The 18,388-nt window shown below is 32.5% G+C and carries 20 protein-coding genes; 16 read left to right on the top strand and 4 right to left on the bottom strand.

The window, feature by feature from the left end; genetic code table 11:
* The first annotated feature begins 1 nt into the window (after position 1).
* From Q1A73_RS20440 to Q1A73_RS20385, 12 genes are all read left to right on the top strand, one after another.
* Positions 2 to 718, top strand: a complete 717-nt coding sequence (locus Q1A73_RS20440) for a DUF2071 domain-containing protein (protein ID WP_299609490.1) — start codon at positions 2 to 4, stop codon at positions 716 to 718.
* A 59-nt stretch (positions 719 to 777) separates the two neighbouring features.
* Complete coding sequence (locus tag Q1A73_RS20435) at positions 778 to 1,341, top strand: isochorismatase family protein (protein ID WP_299609488.1); 564 nt, start codon at positions 778 to 780, stop codon at positions 1,339 to 1,341.
* A gap of 108 nt (positions 1,342 to 1,449) precedes the next feature.
* The gene (locus tag Q1A73_RS20430) at positions 1,450 to 1,752 is read left to right on the top strand and encodes a hypothetical protein (RefSeq protein ID WP_299609486.1); all 303 of its coding nucleotides are present in this window, start codon (positions 1,450 to 1,452) and stop codon (positions 1,750 to 1,752) included.
* A gap of 27 nt (positions 1,753 to 1,779) precedes the next feature.
* Complete coding sequence (locus Q1A73_RS20425) at positions 1,780 to 2,184, top strand: AraC family transcriptional regulator (RefSeq protein ID WP_299609484.1); 405 nt, start codon at positions 1,780 to 1,782, stop codon at positions 2,182 to 2,184.
* A 31-nt stretch (positions 2,185 to 2,215) separates the two neighbouring features.
* Positions 2,216 to 2,611, top strand: a complete 396-nt coding sequence (locus Q1A73_RS20420; protein ID WP_299609481.1) for a VOC family protein — start codon at positions 2,216 to 2,218, stop codon at positions 2,609 to 2,611.
* A gap of 59 nt (positions 2,612 to 2,670) precedes the next feature.
* Entirely contained in the window at positions 2,671 to 3,057 is a 387-nt protein-coding gene (locus Q1A73_RS20415; protein WP_299609479.1) for a VOC family protein, read from the top strand.
* A gap of 51 nt (positions 3,058 to 3,108) precedes the next feature.
* Complete coding sequence (locus Q1A73_RS20410; protein ID WP_299609477.1) at positions 3,109 to 3,576, top strand: GNAT family N-acetyltransferase; 468 nt, start codon at positions 3,109 to 3,111, stop codon at positions 3,574 to 3,576.
* Positions 3,577 to 3,657: 81 nt separating this feature from the next.
* Positions 3,658 to 4,389 (top strand): phytanoyl-CoA dioxygenase family protein, encoded by a 732-nt coding sequence (locus Q1A73_RS20405; protein WP_299609475.1) that lies wholly within the window; start codon positions 3,658 to 3,660, stop codon positions 4,387 to 4,389.
* A gap of 78 nt (positions 4,390 to 4,467) precedes the next feature.
* Positions 4,468 to 5,322 (top strand): AraC family transcriptional regulator, encoded by an 855-nt coding sequence (locus Q1A73_RS20400; RefSeq protein WP_299609473.1) that lies wholly within the window; start codon positions 4,468 to 4,470, stop codon positions 5,320 to 5,322.
* A gap of 91 nt (positions 5,323 to 5,413) precedes the next feature.
* Positions 5,414 to 5,815: a DUF5367 family protein gene (locus Q1A73_RS20395; protein ID WP_299609470.1), complete on the top strand. Its 402-nt coding sequence runs from the start codon at positions 5,414 to 5,416 to the stop codon at positions 5,813 to 5,815.
* A 5-nt stretch (positions 5,816 to 5,820) separates the two neighbouring features.
* Positions 5,821 to 6,321: a DUF1772 domain-containing protein gene (locus tag Q1A73_RS20390; RefSeq protein ID WP_299609468.1), complete on the top strand. Its 501-nt coding sequence runs from the start codon at positions 5,821 to 5,823 to the stop codon at positions 6,319 to 6,321.
* A 37-nt stretch (positions 6,322 to 6,358) separates the two neighbouring features.
* Positions 6,359 to 7,201, top strand: coding sequence for an NAD(P)H-binding protein (locus Q1A73_RS20385; RefSeq protein ID WP_299609465.1), 843 nt, complete (start codon positions 6,359 to 6,361; stop codon positions 7,199 to 7,201).
* Between the two features lie 75 nt (positions 7,202 to 7,276).
* Here Q1A73_RS20385 and Q1A73_RS20380 read toward each other — a convergent pair whose 3' ends face one another.
* Both Q1A73_RS20380 and Q1A73_RS20375 read right to left on the bottom strand, forming a co-directional pair.
* A complete protein-coding gene (locus Q1A73_RS20380; RefSeq protein WP_299609461.1) occupies positions 7,277 to 9,244 on the bottom strand; it encodes a hypothetical protein in 1,968 nt (655 codons plus the stop codon).
* A 204-nt stretch (positions 9,245 to 9,448) separates the two neighbouring features.
* Positions 9,449 to 10,276 carry a fibronectin type III domain-containing protein gene (locus tag Q1A73_RS20375; protein WP_299609459.1) on the bottom strand — a complete coding sequence of 276 codons (828 nt, stop codon included), beginning with the start codon at positions 10,274 to 10,276 and terminating at the stop codon, positions 9,449 to 9,451.
* Positions 10,277 to 10,598: 322 nt separating this feature from the next.
* Between Q1A73_RS20375 and Q1A73_RS20370 the strand changes: the two genes are divergently transcribed.
* The 3 genes from Q1A73_RS20370 to Q1A73_RS20360 are packed head-to-tail and all read left to right on the top strand — an operon-like array spanning position 10,599 to position 13,942.
* On the top strand, positions 10,599 to 11,894 hold the full coding sequence (locus Q1A73_RS20370) for a serine hydrolase (protein ID WP_299609457.1): 1,296 nt from the start codon (positions 10,599 to 10,601) through the stop codon (positions 11,892 to 11,894).
* Positions 11,891 to 13,333, top strand: a complete 1,443-nt coding sequence (locus Q1A73_RS20365; RefSeq protein ID WP_299609455.1) for a hypothetical protein — start codon at positions 11,891 to 11,893, stop codon at positions 13,331 to 13,333. The genes Q1A73_RS20370 and Q1A73_RS20365 overlap by 4 nt, the downstream gene beginning before the upstream one ends.
* A gap of 9 nt (positions 13,334 to 13,342) precedes the next feature.
* Positions 13,343 to 13,942, top strand: a complete 600-nt coding sequence (locus tag Q1A73_RS20360) for a hypothetical protein (RefSeq protein WP_299609453.1) — start codon at positions 13,343 to 13,345, stop codon at positions 13,940 to 13,942.
* An 85-nt stretch (positions 13,943 to 14,027) separates the two neighbouring features.
* On the opposite strand, the gene Q1A73_RS20355 is transcribed toward Q1A73_RS20360, so the two are convergent.
* Both Q1A73_RS20355 and Q1A73_RS20350 read right to left on the bottom strand, forming a co-directional pair.
* Positions 14,028 to 14,486 carry a DUF1569 domain-containing protein gene (locus Q1A73_RS20355; protein WP_299609450.1) on the bottom strand — a complete coding sequence of 153 codons (459 nt, stop codon included), beginning with the start codon at positions 14,484 to 14,486 and terminating at the stop codon, positions 14,028 to 14,030.
* Between the two features lie 114 nt (positions 14,487 to 14,600).
* Positions 14,601 to 16,985 (bottom strand): TonB-dependent receptor, encoded by a 2,385-nt coding sequence (locus Q1A73_RS20350; RefSeq protein WP_299609447.1) that lies wholly within the window; start codon positions 16,983 to 16,985, stop codon positions 14,601 to 14,603.
* Between the two features lie 326 nt (positions 16,986 to 17,311).
* Here Q1A73_RS20350 and Q1A73_RS20345 point away from each other — a divergent pair, with 326 nt between their 5' ends.
* Complete coding sequence (locus tag Q1A73_RS20345; protein ID WP_299609445.1) at positions 17,312 to 18,388, top strand: histidine kinase; 1,077 nt, start codon at positions 17,312 to 17,314, stop codon at positions 18,386 to 18,388.

Raw genomic sequence — 18,388 nt, 5'->3', positions numbered from 1 at the left:
AATGAGCTTTCTAAAGGCAGAATGGAGAAAACTTGCACTCGCCAATTATGTGATTGATAAAAATGTGCTTGTTAAATACTTACCTGCTGGCACAGAATTAGACATATGGAATGGAAACTGCTATGTGAGTCTGGTTGGTTTCATGTTTGTAAACACGAAGCTATTAGGTATAAAAATCCCTTATCATGTAAATTTTGAAGAAGTAAATTTGAGGTTTTATGTAAAAAGATTAGAAAATGGTGAATGGAAAAGAGGTGTTGTATTTATTAAAGAAATTGTTCCTAAACATGCATTAACCTTTGTTGCCAATACCGTTTATAACGAAAACTATGAAACGCTCCCAATGGAACATGTTTGGAGCACTGAAAATGATGAAAGAACAGTTCAGTACAAATGGAAAAGAAGTAGTAAATGGAATTCTATAGAGATAAAAGCAAGTATCGATTCTTATCCTATCGAAGCTGATAGCGAAACAGAATTCATCACTGAGCATTATTGGGGTTATGCAAAGGTAAATGATCAGAAATCTAATGAATATGAAGTGACTCATCCTACATGGCAAGTTTACAAAGTAAATGACTACGATATCGACGTTGATTTTGGCGCTGTATATGGCAAAGAATTTGAGTTTCTAAATTCTTTAACTCCAAATTCGGTAATGCTTGCAGAAGGATCCAAAATCACCGTAGAAAGTAAAAGAACGATTCGAAAAAACTAGATACATATCTCCATACTAAGTTTAGTCTAAATAAATAACTCACGAAATAGTCAACATTAATGAAAAATAAAAAAGCGCTTTTAATAATTGACATGCAAAAAGGTTCTTTTACTGAAGAAACTCCTCGATTTGATACAGATGGTGTTGTAAAACGAATAAATCAATTAGCTGATGTATTTCGTAAAATCGGATTACCTGTAATCTATATTCAACATGATGGAACAGGAACTGGAGCTTTTGAAAAAAACACTTGGGAATGGGAATTATTAGAATCATTAGAGATAACCACAACTGACATATTCATTAACAAGTATGCGAATGATGTTTTTTACAATTCTAAGCTTCAATCAAAACTACAATCCTTAGAAGTGACCGATTTATTAGTAACAGGATGCGCAACTGATTTTTGTGTAGAATCCACAATTCAATCTGCATTAACAAAGGATTACCATATCACTGTTGTTTCCGATGGTCATACTACTGGTGAAAGACCACATTTAACGGCAGAAAAAGTAATTACACATTATAATTGGGTATGGCAAAATATGATCCCTACCAACGGTAGCATTACGGTAAATAGTTTCGAAAATATAATACAAGATTTAGAATTGGTATCATATTAGAGGTATCATTGAATTGTTTTAAATTGAAATGATGTAAACACAGAAATTATAGAAGAGATTATCAGTAGCGTTTCTTTGGTATATAATTGGCCTGGGCATGAGAAAATTATGGTTTCTGAAAAATTAACTACTAAAAAAGAAGATCTTACGAACTATACCGGAACATATGTGCTTGCGAACCGAGCAATTGAAGTACAACTGAAAAGAGGAAAATTGATATTAACAGAAAAAGGTAAATGGAGTTCTAAATTAACATCTATAGGAAGTTCAAAATTTATTGTCGATATTGTAAAACCAAAAGCTACAATTGAATTTGTGACTAATGCTAAAGGATCCATAAGTAAATGCATTTTAACACAAGGTGAGCAACCTAATGGATCAAGAAAAATTAAAACAACCAGCAGACTCTAAAGAATTTGTTTGCCACACCTTTTAGAAATGACATTCTACCAGGAAAAAATAAACCATATCAAAGCTAGTTGCTATTCTAATGATCAGCAGATTCAAACGATTATAGAAACTCGACAATTCATTGACACTAATTTTGAAAAAGATCTAAACTTAAATGTATTGTCAGATGTAAACTCTACTTCTAAATATCATTTACATAGACTTTTTAAACGATATTACGGACTTACTCCCAGACAATATCTAATTGATAAACGTATTGAGCAATCAAAGCAAAATTTAAAAAAAGGAATGTCAGTAACTGAAACTTGTTTTGCGGTTGGTTTCGAAAGTTTAGGCTCATTCAGTAAATTATTCAAGACTAAAACAGGAAAATCACCAAGCAAATTTCAAAAAGAGCAAGTTTCGAGAAGCGAATTAGACACAAACTTTTAACCTTTGACAAATAAATCAAATAATACAAACAATGAAAGTAACCCTGATTAGCATTCCTGTTAGAGATCAAGAAAAAGCGTTGAAATTTTATACCGAAAAACTAGGTTTTATCATAAAAAAAGATGCCCCATTAGGTGGCGGAAACAGATGGATCACACTCGTTTCTCCAGAATGGCAAGATGGACCAGAATTATTATTAGAACCTGCTCCGAATCACTTCGAACCTAGCAAAGTTTTTCAAGATGCATTAATGGAAGCTGGTATTCCCTATACGCAATTTGATGTGGATAGTGTAGATAAAGAATATGATCGCCTCCTAAAACTTAATGTTGATTTTAGCGTACAACCAACAGAAATGGGAACAGTAAAATTTGCTGTTTTCAATGATACTTGTGGTAATAATATTCAAATTGTGGAAACCTTATAAAACAGGAATCGTATTCCTGAGAAACATTCCTATTAACCGATCATAAATTTTCAATATACATGCAAAACTTTTTATTTAACCATATAGCACTATCCGTAAAAGATGTTGATGAATCGGTTAAATTTTATCAAGAATTACTTGGCCTTGAAGAAATTGAAAATACTGCTTCTAATTCCAAAACAAGATGGTTGTCCTTTGCCGAAGGGAAACAACTTCACTTGATTCCACGTCCAAATGCCGAAATCAAAACAAATAAAGCAGTTCATTTTGCTTTGTCTACAGCTAGTTTTGATGCGTTTATAGAACGTCTAAATGAGCTAAAAGTGGAATACTCGGATTGGAAAGATACTCCTAACAAGGATTACATAAGAAAAGACGGTATCAGACAAGTATATTTTCAGGATCCGAATGAATATTGGATAGAAGTAAACGATGATACTGTATAACGTTGGATATATTCCGAAGTTATAAGCGCGCTGATCAAACGAGATGTTCATATGAAAACAGTAACTATAAAACATGCTGAAAAAGAAGAGATAGATTGGATAAACTCAAAATACAATGAAATTGATTTTGTTGAATCAAATTATGAAAATGAATACATTGTTATTGCTAAAGTTGAAAACGAAAATGCTGGACTTGGTAGATTGGTGAAAATTGATGAAAATAATGCGGAACTTGGAGGAATTTATACCTTTCCAAATTTTAGAGGTTTAGGAGTTGCTGAAAACATAGTTCAGAATTTATGTGAGAAGAAACCATTTGGGGAATCTAATATTTGGTGCCTACCATTTGAAAATTTGTTGAATTTTTACTCAAAATTTGGATTTAAAACTTATAGCAATATAGAAGTTCCTGAAAAAATAGTTAGAAAACTAGAATGGTGTAATTCTGAAAGCAATTATGGAAAGAAAGTATTACTTCTTTGTAAAAAAAATAAAACCATCTTACAACGATTTGTATAGTGCATATACTTCCATTGGGAAGCATACTTGCCATATAAGAAACGGTATTTAATCTAAATGTTTTTGATTAAAAAAAGAGCAATGAGTTACTTAACAAACAAGGCGCAACTTGAAAATGATGGATACTCAGTAGTATCATCTTTATTTTCAGAGGAAGAAATATCTAGAATTTTAAATTGCATAGAAAATACGGAACAAACTGGAAATGCATTTAAGCAAACAAAAGATTTGTTTGCCATTAGGCAATTAATCAAAAACGTACCTCAATTAGGTGATTTGTTATTTACTGAATCTATGACAAGATTAATTTATGATCTTTTTGAATCTACTTATTTCTTAACAAAGGCAATCTATTTTGACAAACCCAGTGAATCCAATTGGTTTGTAGCTTATCATCAAGATTTGAGCATTTCAGTTAATCAAAAGGCCAATGTTCCAAATTATTCAAATTGGACCTTTAAAAAAGGCCAGTATGGTGTTCAACCACCTTTAAAAATTTTACAAGACACTATTACGTTGAGAGTCCATTTGGATAATACAACTCGTGACAATGGTGCTTTAAAAGTAATTCCTAATTCTCACCAACAAGGAATAATACGTACAGATTCTAAAAATTGGAAGACTAAAAACGAAGTGGTGTGTGAGGTAGATAAAGGCAGTGCTATGTTAATGAAGCCCCTAACATTACATGCTTCTAATAGAACAACAAACGGAAAAAAAAGAAGAGTCATACATCTAGAGTTTAACAAAAATGAGCTCACCAAACCTTTAGATTGGTTAGAACGAAGAGATATTACTCATAAAATGTTATAAAGTATATAACAGTCATCAAAAACTCTATAGGTTTTACTAACTTAGAGGTGTCAGTGAACATACTTTTAAATTATTAAAATGACCAGAGATATTATCGATATCAATGATTTCACTATTTTGGTGGAAACCGCATTTTCTAAAGAAGTTATCAAAGACTCCTGTAGATTCGACGAACCTGTGATTGCAGTGGCATTCTATGGATCTGGCAATGTTGATTTGGAAATGTCCGCTCCTACGGGCTCTCATCATTTTAATTATACCAAAGGTCTGGCACTTTCCTTTTTCGCAGATGAACAGGTAGACTGTATTCATACAGTTTCTAAAGACAATCCCTTAGAATGTATTGTGATAGCAACAGCTACTCGAAATTTAAAAAACCTACCTAATCAGGAAGGAGAACTATTTTCTGAACTGTTAAAGAACCTTGTAAACCCAAAAGACCATTATGTAGAAGGTCCTAGTTTTTATATGACTCCAGAAATGCATCAAATTATCGATAGTCTTTTTAATATAAAATATGAAGGAAAAACTAAAATGATGTTTTTCAGAAGTCAGATAACCACATTATTATCACATTTTTTTGGTCAACTAGCTGCTAATCATGCACAGCATCTAAAATCAATTGATAAAAACAGACTACAAAAAGCAAAAGATATTCTTTCTAGTAATCTCAACAACCCTCCTTCCCTTTCTGAGCTTTCTAAGGAATTGGGATTAAATACTACCAAACTTAAAAAAGAGTTTAAAGAAGTTTTTGGACTTCCCGTATTTAAATACTTACAAAATCAAAGATTAACTACTGCTCATAGCATGATCAGCAAAAAGAAAGCTACCGTACAAGAAGCTGCTTGGCATGTGGGGTATGATAGCTTAAGCTCTTTTTCCAATGCTTTCGCTAAGAAATTTGGCTATAGACCTAGTCAAATTAAATAAACGTCTTTTCGAACAAATCATACTTCTTTTGGAATAAATAATCCCAGAAGTTCTACTCTAATTTTGTCTTGTAATCAAAAAAATATAAGACATGAAAATTTTTAGATTAGTAACTATCGGTATTGGAATTTGGATTTTAGCAGTATGTGCTTTCACATTCTCATATGAATTCCAAATCCTACATAACCCTGAACAGCAAGCCAATATGGTTTTATCTTTATCAATACTTCCATTAGTCTGGTTAGGATCTTCTATATATTATAAAAACGGCGTTACAACTAATGGGTATATCGTAGGAGTAGTATTCTTTTTGATCGCAGCATTTTTAGACACGCTCATCACTGTTCCGCTCTTTATTATGCCAAATGGAGGTAATTACTACACGTTTTTTACAGACTTCAGCTTTTGGATTATTGCGATAGAGCTTGTGGGAGTAGCCATGCTATTCTATTACCTAAAGGTTTATCCTAAAGTAAAAACAATCAAAGCCTAACGATTATGGATATCAATTTCGAAACAACGACCATGATCATCAGTATTGTATTAACAGGATTAACGGCAGGACTATGTTTTACATGGACCAATGTCATAACTCCAGGAATAGGCCAGTTAGACGATTTATCATTTTTATTGTCTTTTCAACAAATGAACAGAGCGATCATTAATCCAATATTTCTGATCATATTTTTCGGACCGTTTATAAGCAATAGCTATGTAGCCTTTTTGAAATATCAACACCAAGATGCTTCGTTTTGGATCTTTTTAGCAGCTAGTCTAACCTTCACTATTGGAGTGGTTTTTATAACCATACTCAAAAATGTTCCTTTAAACGAAGTCCTAGATAAAACAAATTTGGCAGATGCTTCTTTGGAAGAACTTAAGATGCTCCGTAAAAGATTTGAAAACCCTTGGAAGCAGTGGCATTTTATACGAACGATAAGCTCCACAATATCCTTTGTTTTGCTACTAGTTGGGTCATTGTATTATCATCAATCTTAAATATCAAACATAATTAAATACATAAATTTTATACATCATGAAAAAAAACATTTTAGTCCTTGGAGGGACCGGTAAAACAGGAAAGAGAATTGTTAAATTACTAAAAGATCAGGATCACAATGTAAGAGTTGGATCTAGACAAGAAAATCCATCATTCGACTGGCATCGCCCAGAAGGATGGTCTGCAGCCATCGAAGGGATGGATACCATCTACATTACCTATCAACCAGATTTAGCAGTTCCTGGTGCCTTACAAGCAATTGAAAAATTAGTAGAAATTTCTAAAAATCAGCATGTAAAAAAGTTAGTCTTACTTTCTGGTAAAGGTGAAAAAGAAGCCCAATTATGTGAGCAAGTTGTCATACATTCTGGTATTGATTATACCATTGTTAGAGCTAATTGGTTTAATCAAAATTTTAGTGAGAACTTTTTAGTTGAAGGAATATTAACAGGTCATGTAGCTTTACCATTTTCTGAAATGAAAATTCCATTTGTAGATGCAAATGATATTGCTCAAGTAGCTGTAAAAGCATTGACCGAAGATCAACATCACGGAAAAATATATGAACTTACTGGATCTGAAGCTATTACTTTTCAGGAAGCTGTTCAGATCATCTCGGATATTACTGAAAAAGAGATTCAATTTACTCCTCTTAGCATAGAAACTTATGTATCTGCATTACAACAAGAAGAACTCCCAGCAGATTTCATTTGGTTAATTGAGTACTTATTTACCGAGGTGCTAGGGAACCCTGATAATTCTGAAATATCAAATGACATCGAAAAAGTACTAGGTAGAAAACCTATTACTTTTCGAGAATATGCAGAAAAAACAAATGCGTTAGGAATTTGGAACTCAGTTATAGAACCATCTATTTAATTTAATACAAAATGGACTGTCTAAATGTATATAGACAGTCCATTTTGTATTATATTAACTTTAAGTAAAATTAGATTAGCGATTATATGGTCGCTCATTTATCCAATTAAAACCTCTATTGACCAACAAAAATTTATCCACTCCCATTTTTGTGGTCTGTCCATAAATGGTATCATTTTTATGGATAAAATTAAAATCTAAAGTATTTTTTGTTTTCGTATAATAAAAATTAAAAGATTCTGTATCGCCAGAAGAAGGAATGAATTTAATCCTTCCATTCGTTGTGGAATCCATTTCGATCGAAAAATTCTCTCTCTTCTTACTCATTTTCTCTATTTGAACGCTTCCTTCTCTTTCTATTCTAATATTTTTCCAACGTTTATCACTTCTATAATCAGTTAGTGTATCTCCATTCACTACAAAATTTGTCACTTCATACACTCCATGTAACTGTGGTTTTGGCTTATTTAAACCATATGATTCTTTACGATCCATGGTATTATAAAATCCATAACCAAGCGCATAAACTATGATTAAACTTTTTACAATATTAAGACCGATACGAATCCCTTTTTCAAATTTTGGTTGTGCAATAACAGTTAGTTTTTCTACCTGCCTATTAGTTACCAAAAACTCCATCACTTTTCTTAAATCTCTAGATAACAGGAATAATGTCATGATTACTAAGTGCGTAGACAATATTTTTACAGGAACATCATAGAAGTAATTCACGGCCATCACATTCATCGTTGTCATTAATGTAATAATAGCTCCAAAAGTAGTAGTACGTCTAAAAAGTAATAGCCCGGCAAGAACTTCTGCTATTCCCATAAATAAGTTATAGCCTTTAGAAAAACCTAAAAATGTCCAGGCTAATCCCATTGGGGATGATTCTCCATATGGTTGTAATAACCTATAAAAACTTGGAGCTGAAAACTGTAATTGAATAACTTTTACCAATCCATAATTAATCAACATAAGTCCCACATAGTAACGCAGTGCCGTCGTTAACCAATAAAACAAAGTTTTATAATTAGAACGCTTTCTGTCTAAAGCAGACCAAATTCCTGTACCTATTACGGCTGCAATAAAAATAACGAATACCACTAAATAATCGTAGCTTGTATCACCGCTGCCGTTAGGACCTGTACTTAGCTTAAACGGAATCCCCAGTATACTCTCTGCAAACCAAAGTACAAACTTTTCCATGAGATCACTTGGAAACTTAGCCACAAAACTGAAGAACGGGTAAGCACCATTATTTTGGAAAAAAATAATTAATAGGAAATAGATAAATGAAAATCTGAAACCAATACGAGACCATATAGACCATTTTTCATTATCCGTAGAAGACGCATATGTAAACAAAGGGAAGACGAAAAGTAGCATTAGAATAATGGGTATGATTATACCAATGCTGGGAAAAAAACTTTCTATACTTCCTGTACTTTTCGAGATACCTTTTCCTTCAATAGCTAAGGAATACTTTCCATCTACGCTATCTGTACTGGATGTAAAAGTGAATTCTCTTACCATCATTATTTCTCCTCTTCCAATACCAGGGGTCCATTCGGGAATTGTACGATCGGTTGTTTTAGTTTCAAATCCAGCATTTTTAATATCTACAGATTGAAATTCTCCTTGATCATCTTCAATATATAGTTCGAATTTATCAAAGAAAAATGTTCCATTATTGTAAAATAACCCTCCAAAAACAAGTTTTTCAGATTTATTATCTAGAATACCTTGAAGAGTATATGAATTCCATGAGTTTGATTTTATGGGGTTATTACTCATATTATCAAAAAAACCTCTTCCTTGTTTTGGTTTATTATCTACTCTAGCCCAAACCCCTGCTCTAGCTTTATCATCATCTGTTTCTACTTTAACATAGGCAACTACTTTAAATTTCCGTACGGAATCTGTAGCAACTTCTATAGATTGACTGAATGAAGACCAATTTCTTGAAATTTTCTTTATTTCCTGACTATTAGCAAATAAACAAATAAAAAGTAGTACGAATAATGTAATGAGTTTTTTCATATTTTTTGATTGATGTGATGAATTTAAAAATCAACTATAGTAACTAAAGTTTTAACAAAACGTTGCACTTTTTTATGATTTCGTTTTCAATAAATATACAATTCAAAAAAATTATCATCATACATATTAGATCATTAAGCAAAAAACTCGACTAGGAATCCAATAGACCATAGTCGAGTTTTCTTTTAATTTGTGAGTTTTTATTTATTTCTGAGGAATAAGTACTGATACCTTACCGTTAAGAATATCTCCGTTTCTTAATTTGGTGTCACAAAAAATTAAAGTTATTCTTTGTCCATCATTCGTTACAAATATTTCGGTCTCTGGAGTAGAATCTCCATTCTCCATTAACACTTGATTCGTAGACTTAACAAGGTCTCTTTGAATATGAGTACCTTCAAATTCGTAATCTACTCCAAAGTATTGACCAGTTTTAGGATACCCGTTTTCTAATTCATTAAAATTAATATCAAAGATATCAGGCCATATCCCAAATCTAAATCCAACATTTCCTTCTCCACAGCAATTAGGATCCGTAACCGTCACATACGCATCTCTCCATACACCATCAATACTATAATAGTTATCCTGTGTATAAGAGCAAGGGACTTCAGAAGTAGTAAATGAGCTCCAATCATTGTCTCCTGTTGGCCCATTTTTGGTAAATGCAGTGTAATAATAAGTAGTATTAGGTTCTAAAGATGTTATCGCGTAATTAAATTTGTAGAAACCAGTATAATACTCTACTTCTCCTTCTAGTTCAATTACTCGATCATTACTTGAATCTTGAGGATCTCCAGTTCTAAATATAAATCCTACTTTGTAAGTGTCTGATTCCCTAAAAAACACATTTTCGTGATTAATAAAACCATTTAGAGTTACTGAATTTTCAGAAATATAAGTGGTATATGATTTTACATTAGGTGCATCATAAATAGCATCTAAATCTTCATCATCAAAACCTAAAATATCACTCTCACTACAAGAAAACAGTATACAAGTTAAACTTAAAAGAAGTACTAATTTTTTCACTAATTGTTCGTTTTTTAATTGAACGCAAAAATGCAGTAATTAAACTGTATTTACAACTTTAAGAAAGAACTTTCGAGTCAAGAATCAAATCAAAATACAAGTTTTCAAATAAGGGAGTATTCAGATTTTAAAAAAGTATTGAATATAATTATGAATCAAGAAAAAAACACCTCTCTTCATATTACAAAATGGAGAAGTCGTACTCATGTATAACTAATCTAAAAACCTTTCATAAAGCACTGTAAATTAAGTATCTTTAGAAATAAAAAAGTTCATCCTCACACCTTGGAATATATTTTCAAGATTAATCAACTATCATCTTATGAAAAAGACTTTTTTTCTAATTCTGTTTGTATTCATAAACTATCAACTTAACGCTCAAAAATTCCTTAGTGCAAAAGATTCGGATCCTAAAACATTAAAATGGATGCAAGGATACCCTCCAACCAAAGAAAAAACTATCTCCGCATCTAACGGTAGTTTTTTTACATTTCCTGCATTGCGATATAGTGTATGTCATATGAGAGAGTTTCTGCCTACTACCGAGGTAAAATCTGCTTCTTCCAATCGATATCAATTTACTACAAAAATAGACCCTGCTATAGATGAAATTGAATTTATTCCATTAGATCGTAATGAAAAAATGAGTTGGAAGACATCTCTAGATAAGAATTATACCGATGGAATTATCATATTGCACAAAGGAGTTATTGTTTATGAAAGGTATTTTGGTGAATTAACGAAAGATGGTGTACATGCAGCTATGTCTGTTAGTAAAACTTTTACAGGAACATTGGGTGCTATATTAGTCACTGAAGGTATATTAGATCAAGAAGCGAAAGCTGTTCAATATATTCCAGAACTTCAAAATTCTGCATTCGGAGATGCTACCATACGGCAAATATTAGATATGACCACAAACCTGAAATATAGCGAAGATTATTCGGATCCTAATGCTGAAATCTGGTCCTTTTCGGCTGCAGGTAACCCTTTGCCTAAACCAAAATCTTATAACGGTCCTAACAACTATTATGAATATCTTCAAACTGTTCAAAAAAATGGAACGCATGGAGACGAGTTTGGTTACAAAACAATCAATACCGATGCTCTGGGCTGGATTATTTCTCGAGTAACCAATAAAAGTATTCCCCACCTACTATCAGAAAAAATATGGAAACCACTAGGTACTCATGTCGATGGATATTTTCAGATCGATGGTGCGGGAATTGCTTTTGCTGGTGGTGGATTTAGTGCAAATCTTAGAGACATGGCCATGTTTGGAGAAATGATACGTAACAAAGGGTATTTCAACAATACCCAAATAATACCTTCTAAAACTGTTGAAAATATTATGAAGGGAGGAAATCAAGAAGCTTTCAGAAAATCTGCTTACAAAACATTAACTAATTGGAGTTATCGAGATATGTGGTGGATTACTCATAATGAGCATAATGCTTTTGCCGCAAGAGGCGTTCATGGACAAACAATCTATATTGATCCAAAAGCAGAAATGGTATTAGTTAGATTCTCATCTCATCCTGAAGCCAAAAATGCAAAAATAGACCCTACTTCTCTACCCGCTTATCATGCTGTAGCTAAATATTTGTTAGAAAAATGAAAAACTCATTAGGTAGATATAAACATATTTCTAATTTAGTCTGTAGCTTTATTCTATTTATAACAATATCGACCACGTCACAAGAAAAATCTGATCTACTATTCTATAGTAAAAATGGCATTACGATTGAAGGTCAGTTACAAGCTGGCGCAAATGCAGTAGGAGAAACCAATTTATTTTGGAATTTAGCAGATGTCCCTGAATTAGACTTTGATTCAGATACAGAATGGTTAGAACTTTATGCAAAACCAGGATTAACTTTTTATCATAATTTTAAATCCAATTCCCGTATCTATGCCAAAATATCGGGTGTTGGATCTTACACTTGGGGTGTAGACGCTTTTGATGCAAAAAATACTGGGCGGATAACCTTAGAAGATGCTTATATAGGGTATCGTTTCAGAATAAAAGACAGTGTTTTAGTAGAGCTATCTATAGGATCTCAACCACTCAAATTAGGCACAGGAATGTTAATCTCTAACGGAGCTTCTAGTGGGTTTGAGCGTGGTGCACTGAAATTTGGACCTAGGAAAGCCTGGCAAAAAACTATATTAGGAAAAATAAGTAAAAATAAATTCAATAGTACATTCTTTTATTTAGCACCAAATGAGTTACCTTCTAATGATACTGATAATGAATTAGCGGGTTTAGACCTCAATTATTTTATTTCCAAAGAAAGATATCTAGGATTATCATACATACGAGTAATAAATTCTAATGCTCCTTATCCTCAGGCAGCACCAAATGGAGAAGGTCCTCCAACTATTACTATAGGAGATAGGAAAAATCTAAATGCTCTAAATCTATATTCTAAAATAAATCTCTTTGGTAAAAGTTCACATAAGTTATCCTTAGGAATGGATGTTGCGTATCAATTCAATCCTACGATAGATCTTTCTTCATTAGGAGGTCGATTGCAACTGGCCTATCTATTTCCAAAAGTATCCTGGAAACCAACATTAATGTATTCTTATCAATTCTTTTCTGGAGATAATCCAGACACCGATAATCAAGAACGATTTGATCCCGTATACTTTGAAGGCTCTCCAAGTTCATGGTCCACAGGATCCAAATCCTCAATGGTATTTATTAATTCTAATGTACAGTCACAAGGCTTAACGTTTCAGGTAAGACCTTCGTCTAATGATATTATTACGCTGAGATATGCTCATATTGCTGCTCAACAATTACGAAGTCCTATACAATTTGGACAAGCTGCGCGAGTGGAGTTTTCTAATGAAATTCCTACCGTGATTGCTGGAGTAACCAATTCTCATTTAGCAGATGATGTATTTATAGAGTATAATAAAATTATTGGCAAACATTTATTCTTTAATGCAGGATTTAGTATTTCTTTTCCTGGTAAAGGAATTCGAAATATAACGAATTCAACCTCTAATTGGACAGGAGGATTTCTTAATTTTGTAGTAAACTATTAATTCGATTAAGTGAATTTTTTTAGAAAAATATTTAAAAAGCGAACTAAAAAAATCATTCCTACGCTTCTGTTTTCCGGAATTGGAGCGTCTGAAATTAATGAGAAAGATATTTGGGTTTACAATTATCCTTTCGAACCTTCCTTTGCATACCCCGAAAAAAGAATTAACGCTAAGGATATTGTCTCTATCTGTACTGCTTTTGGTACTGCAAGAGTTATTCTAAAAGAAGATATCATTTTTATTGCTGCAGAAAAGAAAGAGGATTTAAAAACATTTGCACATAAAAATAATATCCCTTTATCAGCATATAGTTGGAACTGGGATTGGATTCTAGAACCTTATCTAGACACCGAACTAACCGAAGAGTATCAACAACAAGTACAAGTTTTACTTTTAGAAAATGGTTTTAGTATCAATGAAGTACAAATGATCAGAAAAGAAGTCGGAAAACAGATGTATCGGTATAACTTCAGTACCATGTTATGGGAATGGTGTAGCCTATCATTGCCAGATGTTCTATCTGCTATGAACGCTTTATATACCAAAGAAAAGTTTAGAGAATTTTATAAAAAAGCTCTTGAAATAGAAAAGAGAAATAATACATTATGATTATTTCTCTTTTAATGATATAAATTCTGAATCTTCTGAGTCCCGATTTACATTAATTTTCATTGCATATACCTGCAAAATAAACTCATTCTCTACTCTTACCCAAAATATCTCGAATGATCTTTAGATGATGCTTGGTATGGATTTTTAAAAAATATTTCGCCTGACCTTTATTTAATTGACCAAAAACAGGATGCATAAAGTTCGCATTTTCATCTAATTCTTCGAATTTAGAAATGTGTATTCTTGCCTCTTCGAGTTGTGATAAAATGTTCTCTGTCTTAATATCACTTGGAGGCAAAACCGATGCCGGAGATTTTCCTTTTCCTCTAGGTATAAACCTAAATAAAAAAGAAATACTGCGCCATACATTAAAACGCTTCTCATATACCGTGGGATCCGAATTTTGAAGAATTGTATGAATCTTATTTATTACTTTAAGGATATGATCCAAATGCCAAGCCACAGTGACATTAGAAACCTGACTATTACATCGATCTCTAAACTGAATCAAATAAGCAATATCTTGTAACTGGTTTTCCATATAACCCATTTAACGTCCAAACTGCTAACTCGTCATATCCCCAAAAACCAAGTTACAGATATCCCCAAACGTAAATAATGGTTATCTCATTGTGTTTCATATCAATTATTTATGTTAAAATTCAAATCTATATCCAAAATCAGGGAAAAATCCTATCTGATTTACCTCATCTACATTATTGGTTAATCGATTATATCGTCTGGCAAACAAATTCTCATTGGCAGTTACATTCTGAAGATCTACATAAAACTGATGTGAAGTTTTCTTTTTCTTACTGTTTATTTTGTAGCCAAACTTTACATCCCAACGAAAATATCCATCATTCTGTTCGCTAAATGCCAGATCTTCTTGTAGCACTTCAAAACCTGCAGCTTGAGAAGCAGCTAAATCAACAGGTGTAAAATAACGCCCGCCAGAAAAAGTTACTCTTGTATCAAAAAACAATACATCTTTTTTTGTTTTACCCATAGCAAATTCTTTTCCTGCCAGTAAATTCAATACACATCCATTATTGAATGGCGTATTACGTTCGATACCATCACTTCCTTTATATTTACTTTCAAATAAGGACGTAGTTAATAAACCGTAATATCCATTCTTAAAAAATCGTTCTACGGTAAGTTCAATTCCTTGGTTAAATCCTATTCCTTCATTTACCAGAGAAACTCTATCATTATCAAATCCAAAATCTGCTCCTTCGGTTAATGAAGAATAACTAGACGAAAATGGTTCTACTGCTGCATTATCAATATCTTGATAATACACTTCTAATTTAGCACGCCAACTGCTTCCTAATTTCACATCATATCCTAGTACATAATGATTACTTCTCACAAAATCCAAATCTTTATTAGACTGCACTATGGTTCCGTTTATTTCTTCGTTTAAGAATAATAGCGGTAATGATACGGGTTGATGATGTAATCCATAACCAAAACTCAAACGATGGTTTTGTGATACTTTATAATTAAGTCCTGCTCTTGGTTCTAAGACAAATTGCTCATTAAGAGAACTATATTGCCCATGCAATCCGGTATTTAACGTAAGCTTTTCGGTAAGTCGAAACTGTCCTTGGATAAAAGGTTGAAATATGGTAAGGTTTTCATCGATATCACGAAATGTAAATATATCAGGATCACCATCATTATTAAGATCTGGTTGCTCTGTTCTATCTCTAAGTAAGGATGTTACTCCTATATTCTCTACCAAAACTCCTGTTCGTATCGTGCTTCTACTACTAAGCTTTGAATTAAACAATGTAGAGAAGGTAAATCTATTTTCGGTATTATCCGCTTCGGTATATCTAATTGTTCTTTCTTGTGGAGTATTTTTATCAATAAAACGATCAGCTACGAAATCATTTCCTGTAAAAGATCCGGAAAGAATTGTTTTTAGGTACGATTTATCAGTAATATTAATTTGATGTTTTACACCTAAAACTCCGAAACCAGATTCTACAAAGGTATTTTCATCTTCTGCTGCAAACAAATCATCCTCATCAATGTCATCACCCAAAAAGTCAATATTAGAAAAACCTATGATTCCAAATAGAGAGAAATTACCCAACTTACTTTTTCCAAAATCAAGATTAAAAGACACATCACTATAATTAGGTGCTGCAGAGGTTCCTCCTGCTCCTACTCCTAATAATCCTACTAAGGAATATCTTCCTGCTACTAAAAACGAACCGTTATTTTTACCTAACGGTCCTTCTGCCATTGCCTCGATTCCAGTAAAAATTCCAACTTGAGCGGTGTATTCATAATCATCTTTATTTCCTTTTCTAAAACCAAGATCAAATACACCTCCAATAGCATTTCCATATTCGGAAGGAAAAGCAGAGGTAATAAAATCAGAATTCTTTAGCATATTAGGGTTTAATGCTGAAACGGGTCCACCCGTAGTACCTAAAGTACTGTAGTGATTAGGACTAGGAATGGGTACTCCTTCTAATCTCCAAAGCAATCCTGTTGGCGAATTTCCTCTGATAACTACATCATTTCTACTATCATCAGGAGCCGATACACCTGCAAAATTGGCTGCTAGTCTACCTACATCACTCCTACCACCAGAAAAACGCGTTACCTCTTCCAAACTAAATTGCCGAGCAGATACCGAAGTAAGCTTATTGATTGCTCTGGATTTATTGGTATCTGAGGTAATAATCACCTCATCTAACCGATCAAAAGCCTCTGTAAGCGAAACATTCACCACAGCATCTTTTCCAGAAGTTACTACTATATTTGGTAAGGTTATCGATTCAAAACCAATATAACTTACTCTAATTATTTGTCTACCTAATGGTACATTTTCAAGGGTAAAATATCCATCCAAATCTGTAATCACGCCATTGGTTTCATCTGTATTTAACAATTCTACGGTAGCACCTACTAAAGGAGTTTCTGATTGTTTATCAATGACCAATCCTTTTATAGTGCCAGTTTGCGCATTCATAAAGGAAATACATAGTAATGTACATAATAGCATTATTTTTTTCATCTCTTTTATTTTTAGTCAGACAGAGTTTCTCATTAATCATCTTTATAGGTACTTGTAAAATGATTATTGTTTATTTCTTATCTTTTTGATTTTACTCAAATCTGCTAACTACTTCAGGATGAACAAAATTAAATTAGTAGAGTCGTCATTTTTACTTTTGAAGTGTATGAAACCTTCTTTGAAGCTGTTTTAAGGGCATGATCTTAGTCCATTTGCAGATAAAATGACTTTTACTACAATTCAGATCGTTTTTTGACAATTCGCTGAAAACGAATCTTCAATTTGATCCATTCTTACGTATCTTTAACTGTACTATTACATGCTATATGTTCAAAAAGACTACTTTAAAAAAATTAGGAATACGATTTATCATCATTAATGTGGTATACTTTTTAATAAAGCTTACCATAGTACATGATGAGAAAGATTCCATTTTTGATGCACCTGGTGTATTTTATTATAGTAGTGCTTTTTTCTTATTTATGCTTGCTTGGGAAAGCAATGATTGGTTGGTAAGAAGACAACAATCCAAAAATGGTGGTGGTCTTGATATAAAACAAGGCATACAGATATTACTAATTAATCTAGCAATATGTCTTCCGGTTTCTGCATTGATATATTATTTGGCCATTTTTCAATTTGATCAGATCTGTCAAATAGATGCTGCTGATCCCTGGCTACGATTTAGAATTGATTTCTTCAGAGCTGCGATTCTCGGATTTGCCCTCATTATTTTCAATTTGTTTTATCATTCTTTACAACAGAAAAAAGAAATGGAGAATAAGATGAATGATATGCAAAAAGAAATAATGACCTCTAAATATAAATCTTTGAAAAATCAGATCAGTCCTCATTTTTTGTTTAATAGTCTAAACACCTTAACATCTTTAATGTATGAAGACAGAGATCTCGCTTCTGATTTTGTTTCCAGATTAGCAACCTGTTACCGATATATTTTAGATAATCGAGAAGAAGATCTGGTAAGTTTAGAAAAGGAACTTAATTTTTTAGATTCTTTTATCTTCATGATGAATGTAAGACACGAAGGCGCTCTTAGCATTACTACACATATATCAGTAAATCCCAAAGATTTTGTTATTCCGACTCTTTCTCTTCAAATGCTGGTAGAAAATGCTTTAAAACATAATTATTATTCTAAAGAAAAACCTCTTGAGATCACTATCATTTCTGTTGAAAACACCAGCTTAGTAGTACAAAACAATTTGCATGTTAGAAAAAGAAAAGAAGAATCCACTAAGTTAGGATTAAAAAACATTGAAAAGAGATATTCTTTTTATACAAACGAAAACATAAAAATAGAAACGGAGAATGGATATTTCAAAGTAACCATTCCTTTACTGCCAAAAAACATGAAAGATGTTTCTATTGTAAAAGTATCCTAA

This window comes from uncultured Aquimarina sp. (assembly GCF_947492115.1).
In the GTDB taxonomy this organism is placed as follows: Bacteria; Bacteroidota; Bacteroidia; order Flavobacteriales; family Flavobacteriaceae; genus Aquimarina.
The sequence above is the reverse complement of the archived record's forward strand: the minus strand, read 5'-3'. Positions and strand labels throughout refer to the sequence as shown.

Coding starts and splice junctions, on each gene's coding strand:
- Q1A73_RS20440 (WP_299609490.1), top strand. CDS start 2: ATGAGCTTTCTAAAGGCAGAATGGAGAAAACTTGCACTCGCCAATTAT.
- Q1A73_RS20435 (WP_299609488.1), top strand. CDS start 778: ATGAAAAATAAAAAAGCGCTTTTAATAATTGACATGCAAAAAGGTTCT.
- Q1A73_RS20430 (WP_299609486.1), top strand. CDS start 1,450: ATGGTTTCTGAAAAATTAACTACTAAAAAAGAAGATCTTACGAACTAT.
- Q1A73_RS20425 (WP_299609484.1), top strand. CDS start 1,780: ATGACATTCTACCAGGAAAAAATAAACCATATCAAAGCTAGTTGCTAT.
- Q1A73_RS20420 (WP_299609481.1), top strand. CDS start 2,216: ATGAAAGTAACCCTGATTAGCATTCCTGTTAGAGATCAAGAAAAAGCG.
- Q1A73_RS20415 (WP_299609479.1), top strand. CDS start 2,671: ATGCAAAACTTTTTATTTAACCATATAGCACTATCCGTAAAAGATGTT.
- Q1A73_RS20410 (WP_299609477.1), top strand. CDS start 3,109: ATGAAAACAGTAACTATAAAACATGCTGAAAAAGAAGAGATAGATTGG.
- Q1A73_RS20405 (WP_299609475.1), top strand. CDS start 3,658: ATGAGTTACTTAACAAACAAGGCGCAACTTGAAAATGATGGATACTCA.
- Q1A73_RS20400 (WP_299609473.1), top strand. CDS start 4,468: ATGACCAGAGATATTATCGATATCAATGATTTCACTATTTTGGTGGAA.
- Q1A73_RS20395 (WP_299609470.1), top strand. CDS start 5,414: ATGAAAATTTTTAGATTAGTAACTATCGGTATTGGAATTTGGATTTTA.
- Q1A73_RS20390 (WP_299609468.1), top strand. CDS start 5,821: ATGGATATCAATTTCGAAACAACGACCATGATCATCAGTATTGTATTA.
- Q1A73_RS20385 (WP_299609465.1), top strand. CDS start 6,359: ATGAAAAAAAACATTTTAGTCCTTGGAGGGACCGGTAAAACAGGAAAG.
- Q1A73_RS20380 (WP_299609461.1), bottom strand. CDS start 9,244: ATGAAAAAACTCATTACATTATTCGTACTACTTTTTATTTGTTTATTT.
- Q1A73_RS20370 (WP_299609457.1), top strand. CDS start 10,599: ATGAAAAAGACTTTTTTTCTAATTCTGTTTGTATTCATAAACTATCAA.
- Q1A73_RS20365 (WP_299609455.1), top strand. CDS start 11,891: ATGAAAAACTCATTAGGTAGATATAAACATATTTCTAATTTAGTCTGT.
- Q1A73_RS20355 (WP_299609450.1), bottom strand. CDS start 14,486: ATGGAAAACCAGTTACAAGATATTGCTTATTTGATTCAGTTTAGAGAT.
- Q1A73_RS20350 (WP_299609447.1), bottom strand. CDS start 16,985: ATGAAAAAAATAATGCTATTATGTACATTACTATGTATTTCCTTTATG.
- Q1A73_RS20345 (WP_299609445.1), top strand. CDS start 17,312: ATGTTCAAAAAGACTACTTTAAAAAAATTAGGAATACGATTTATCATC.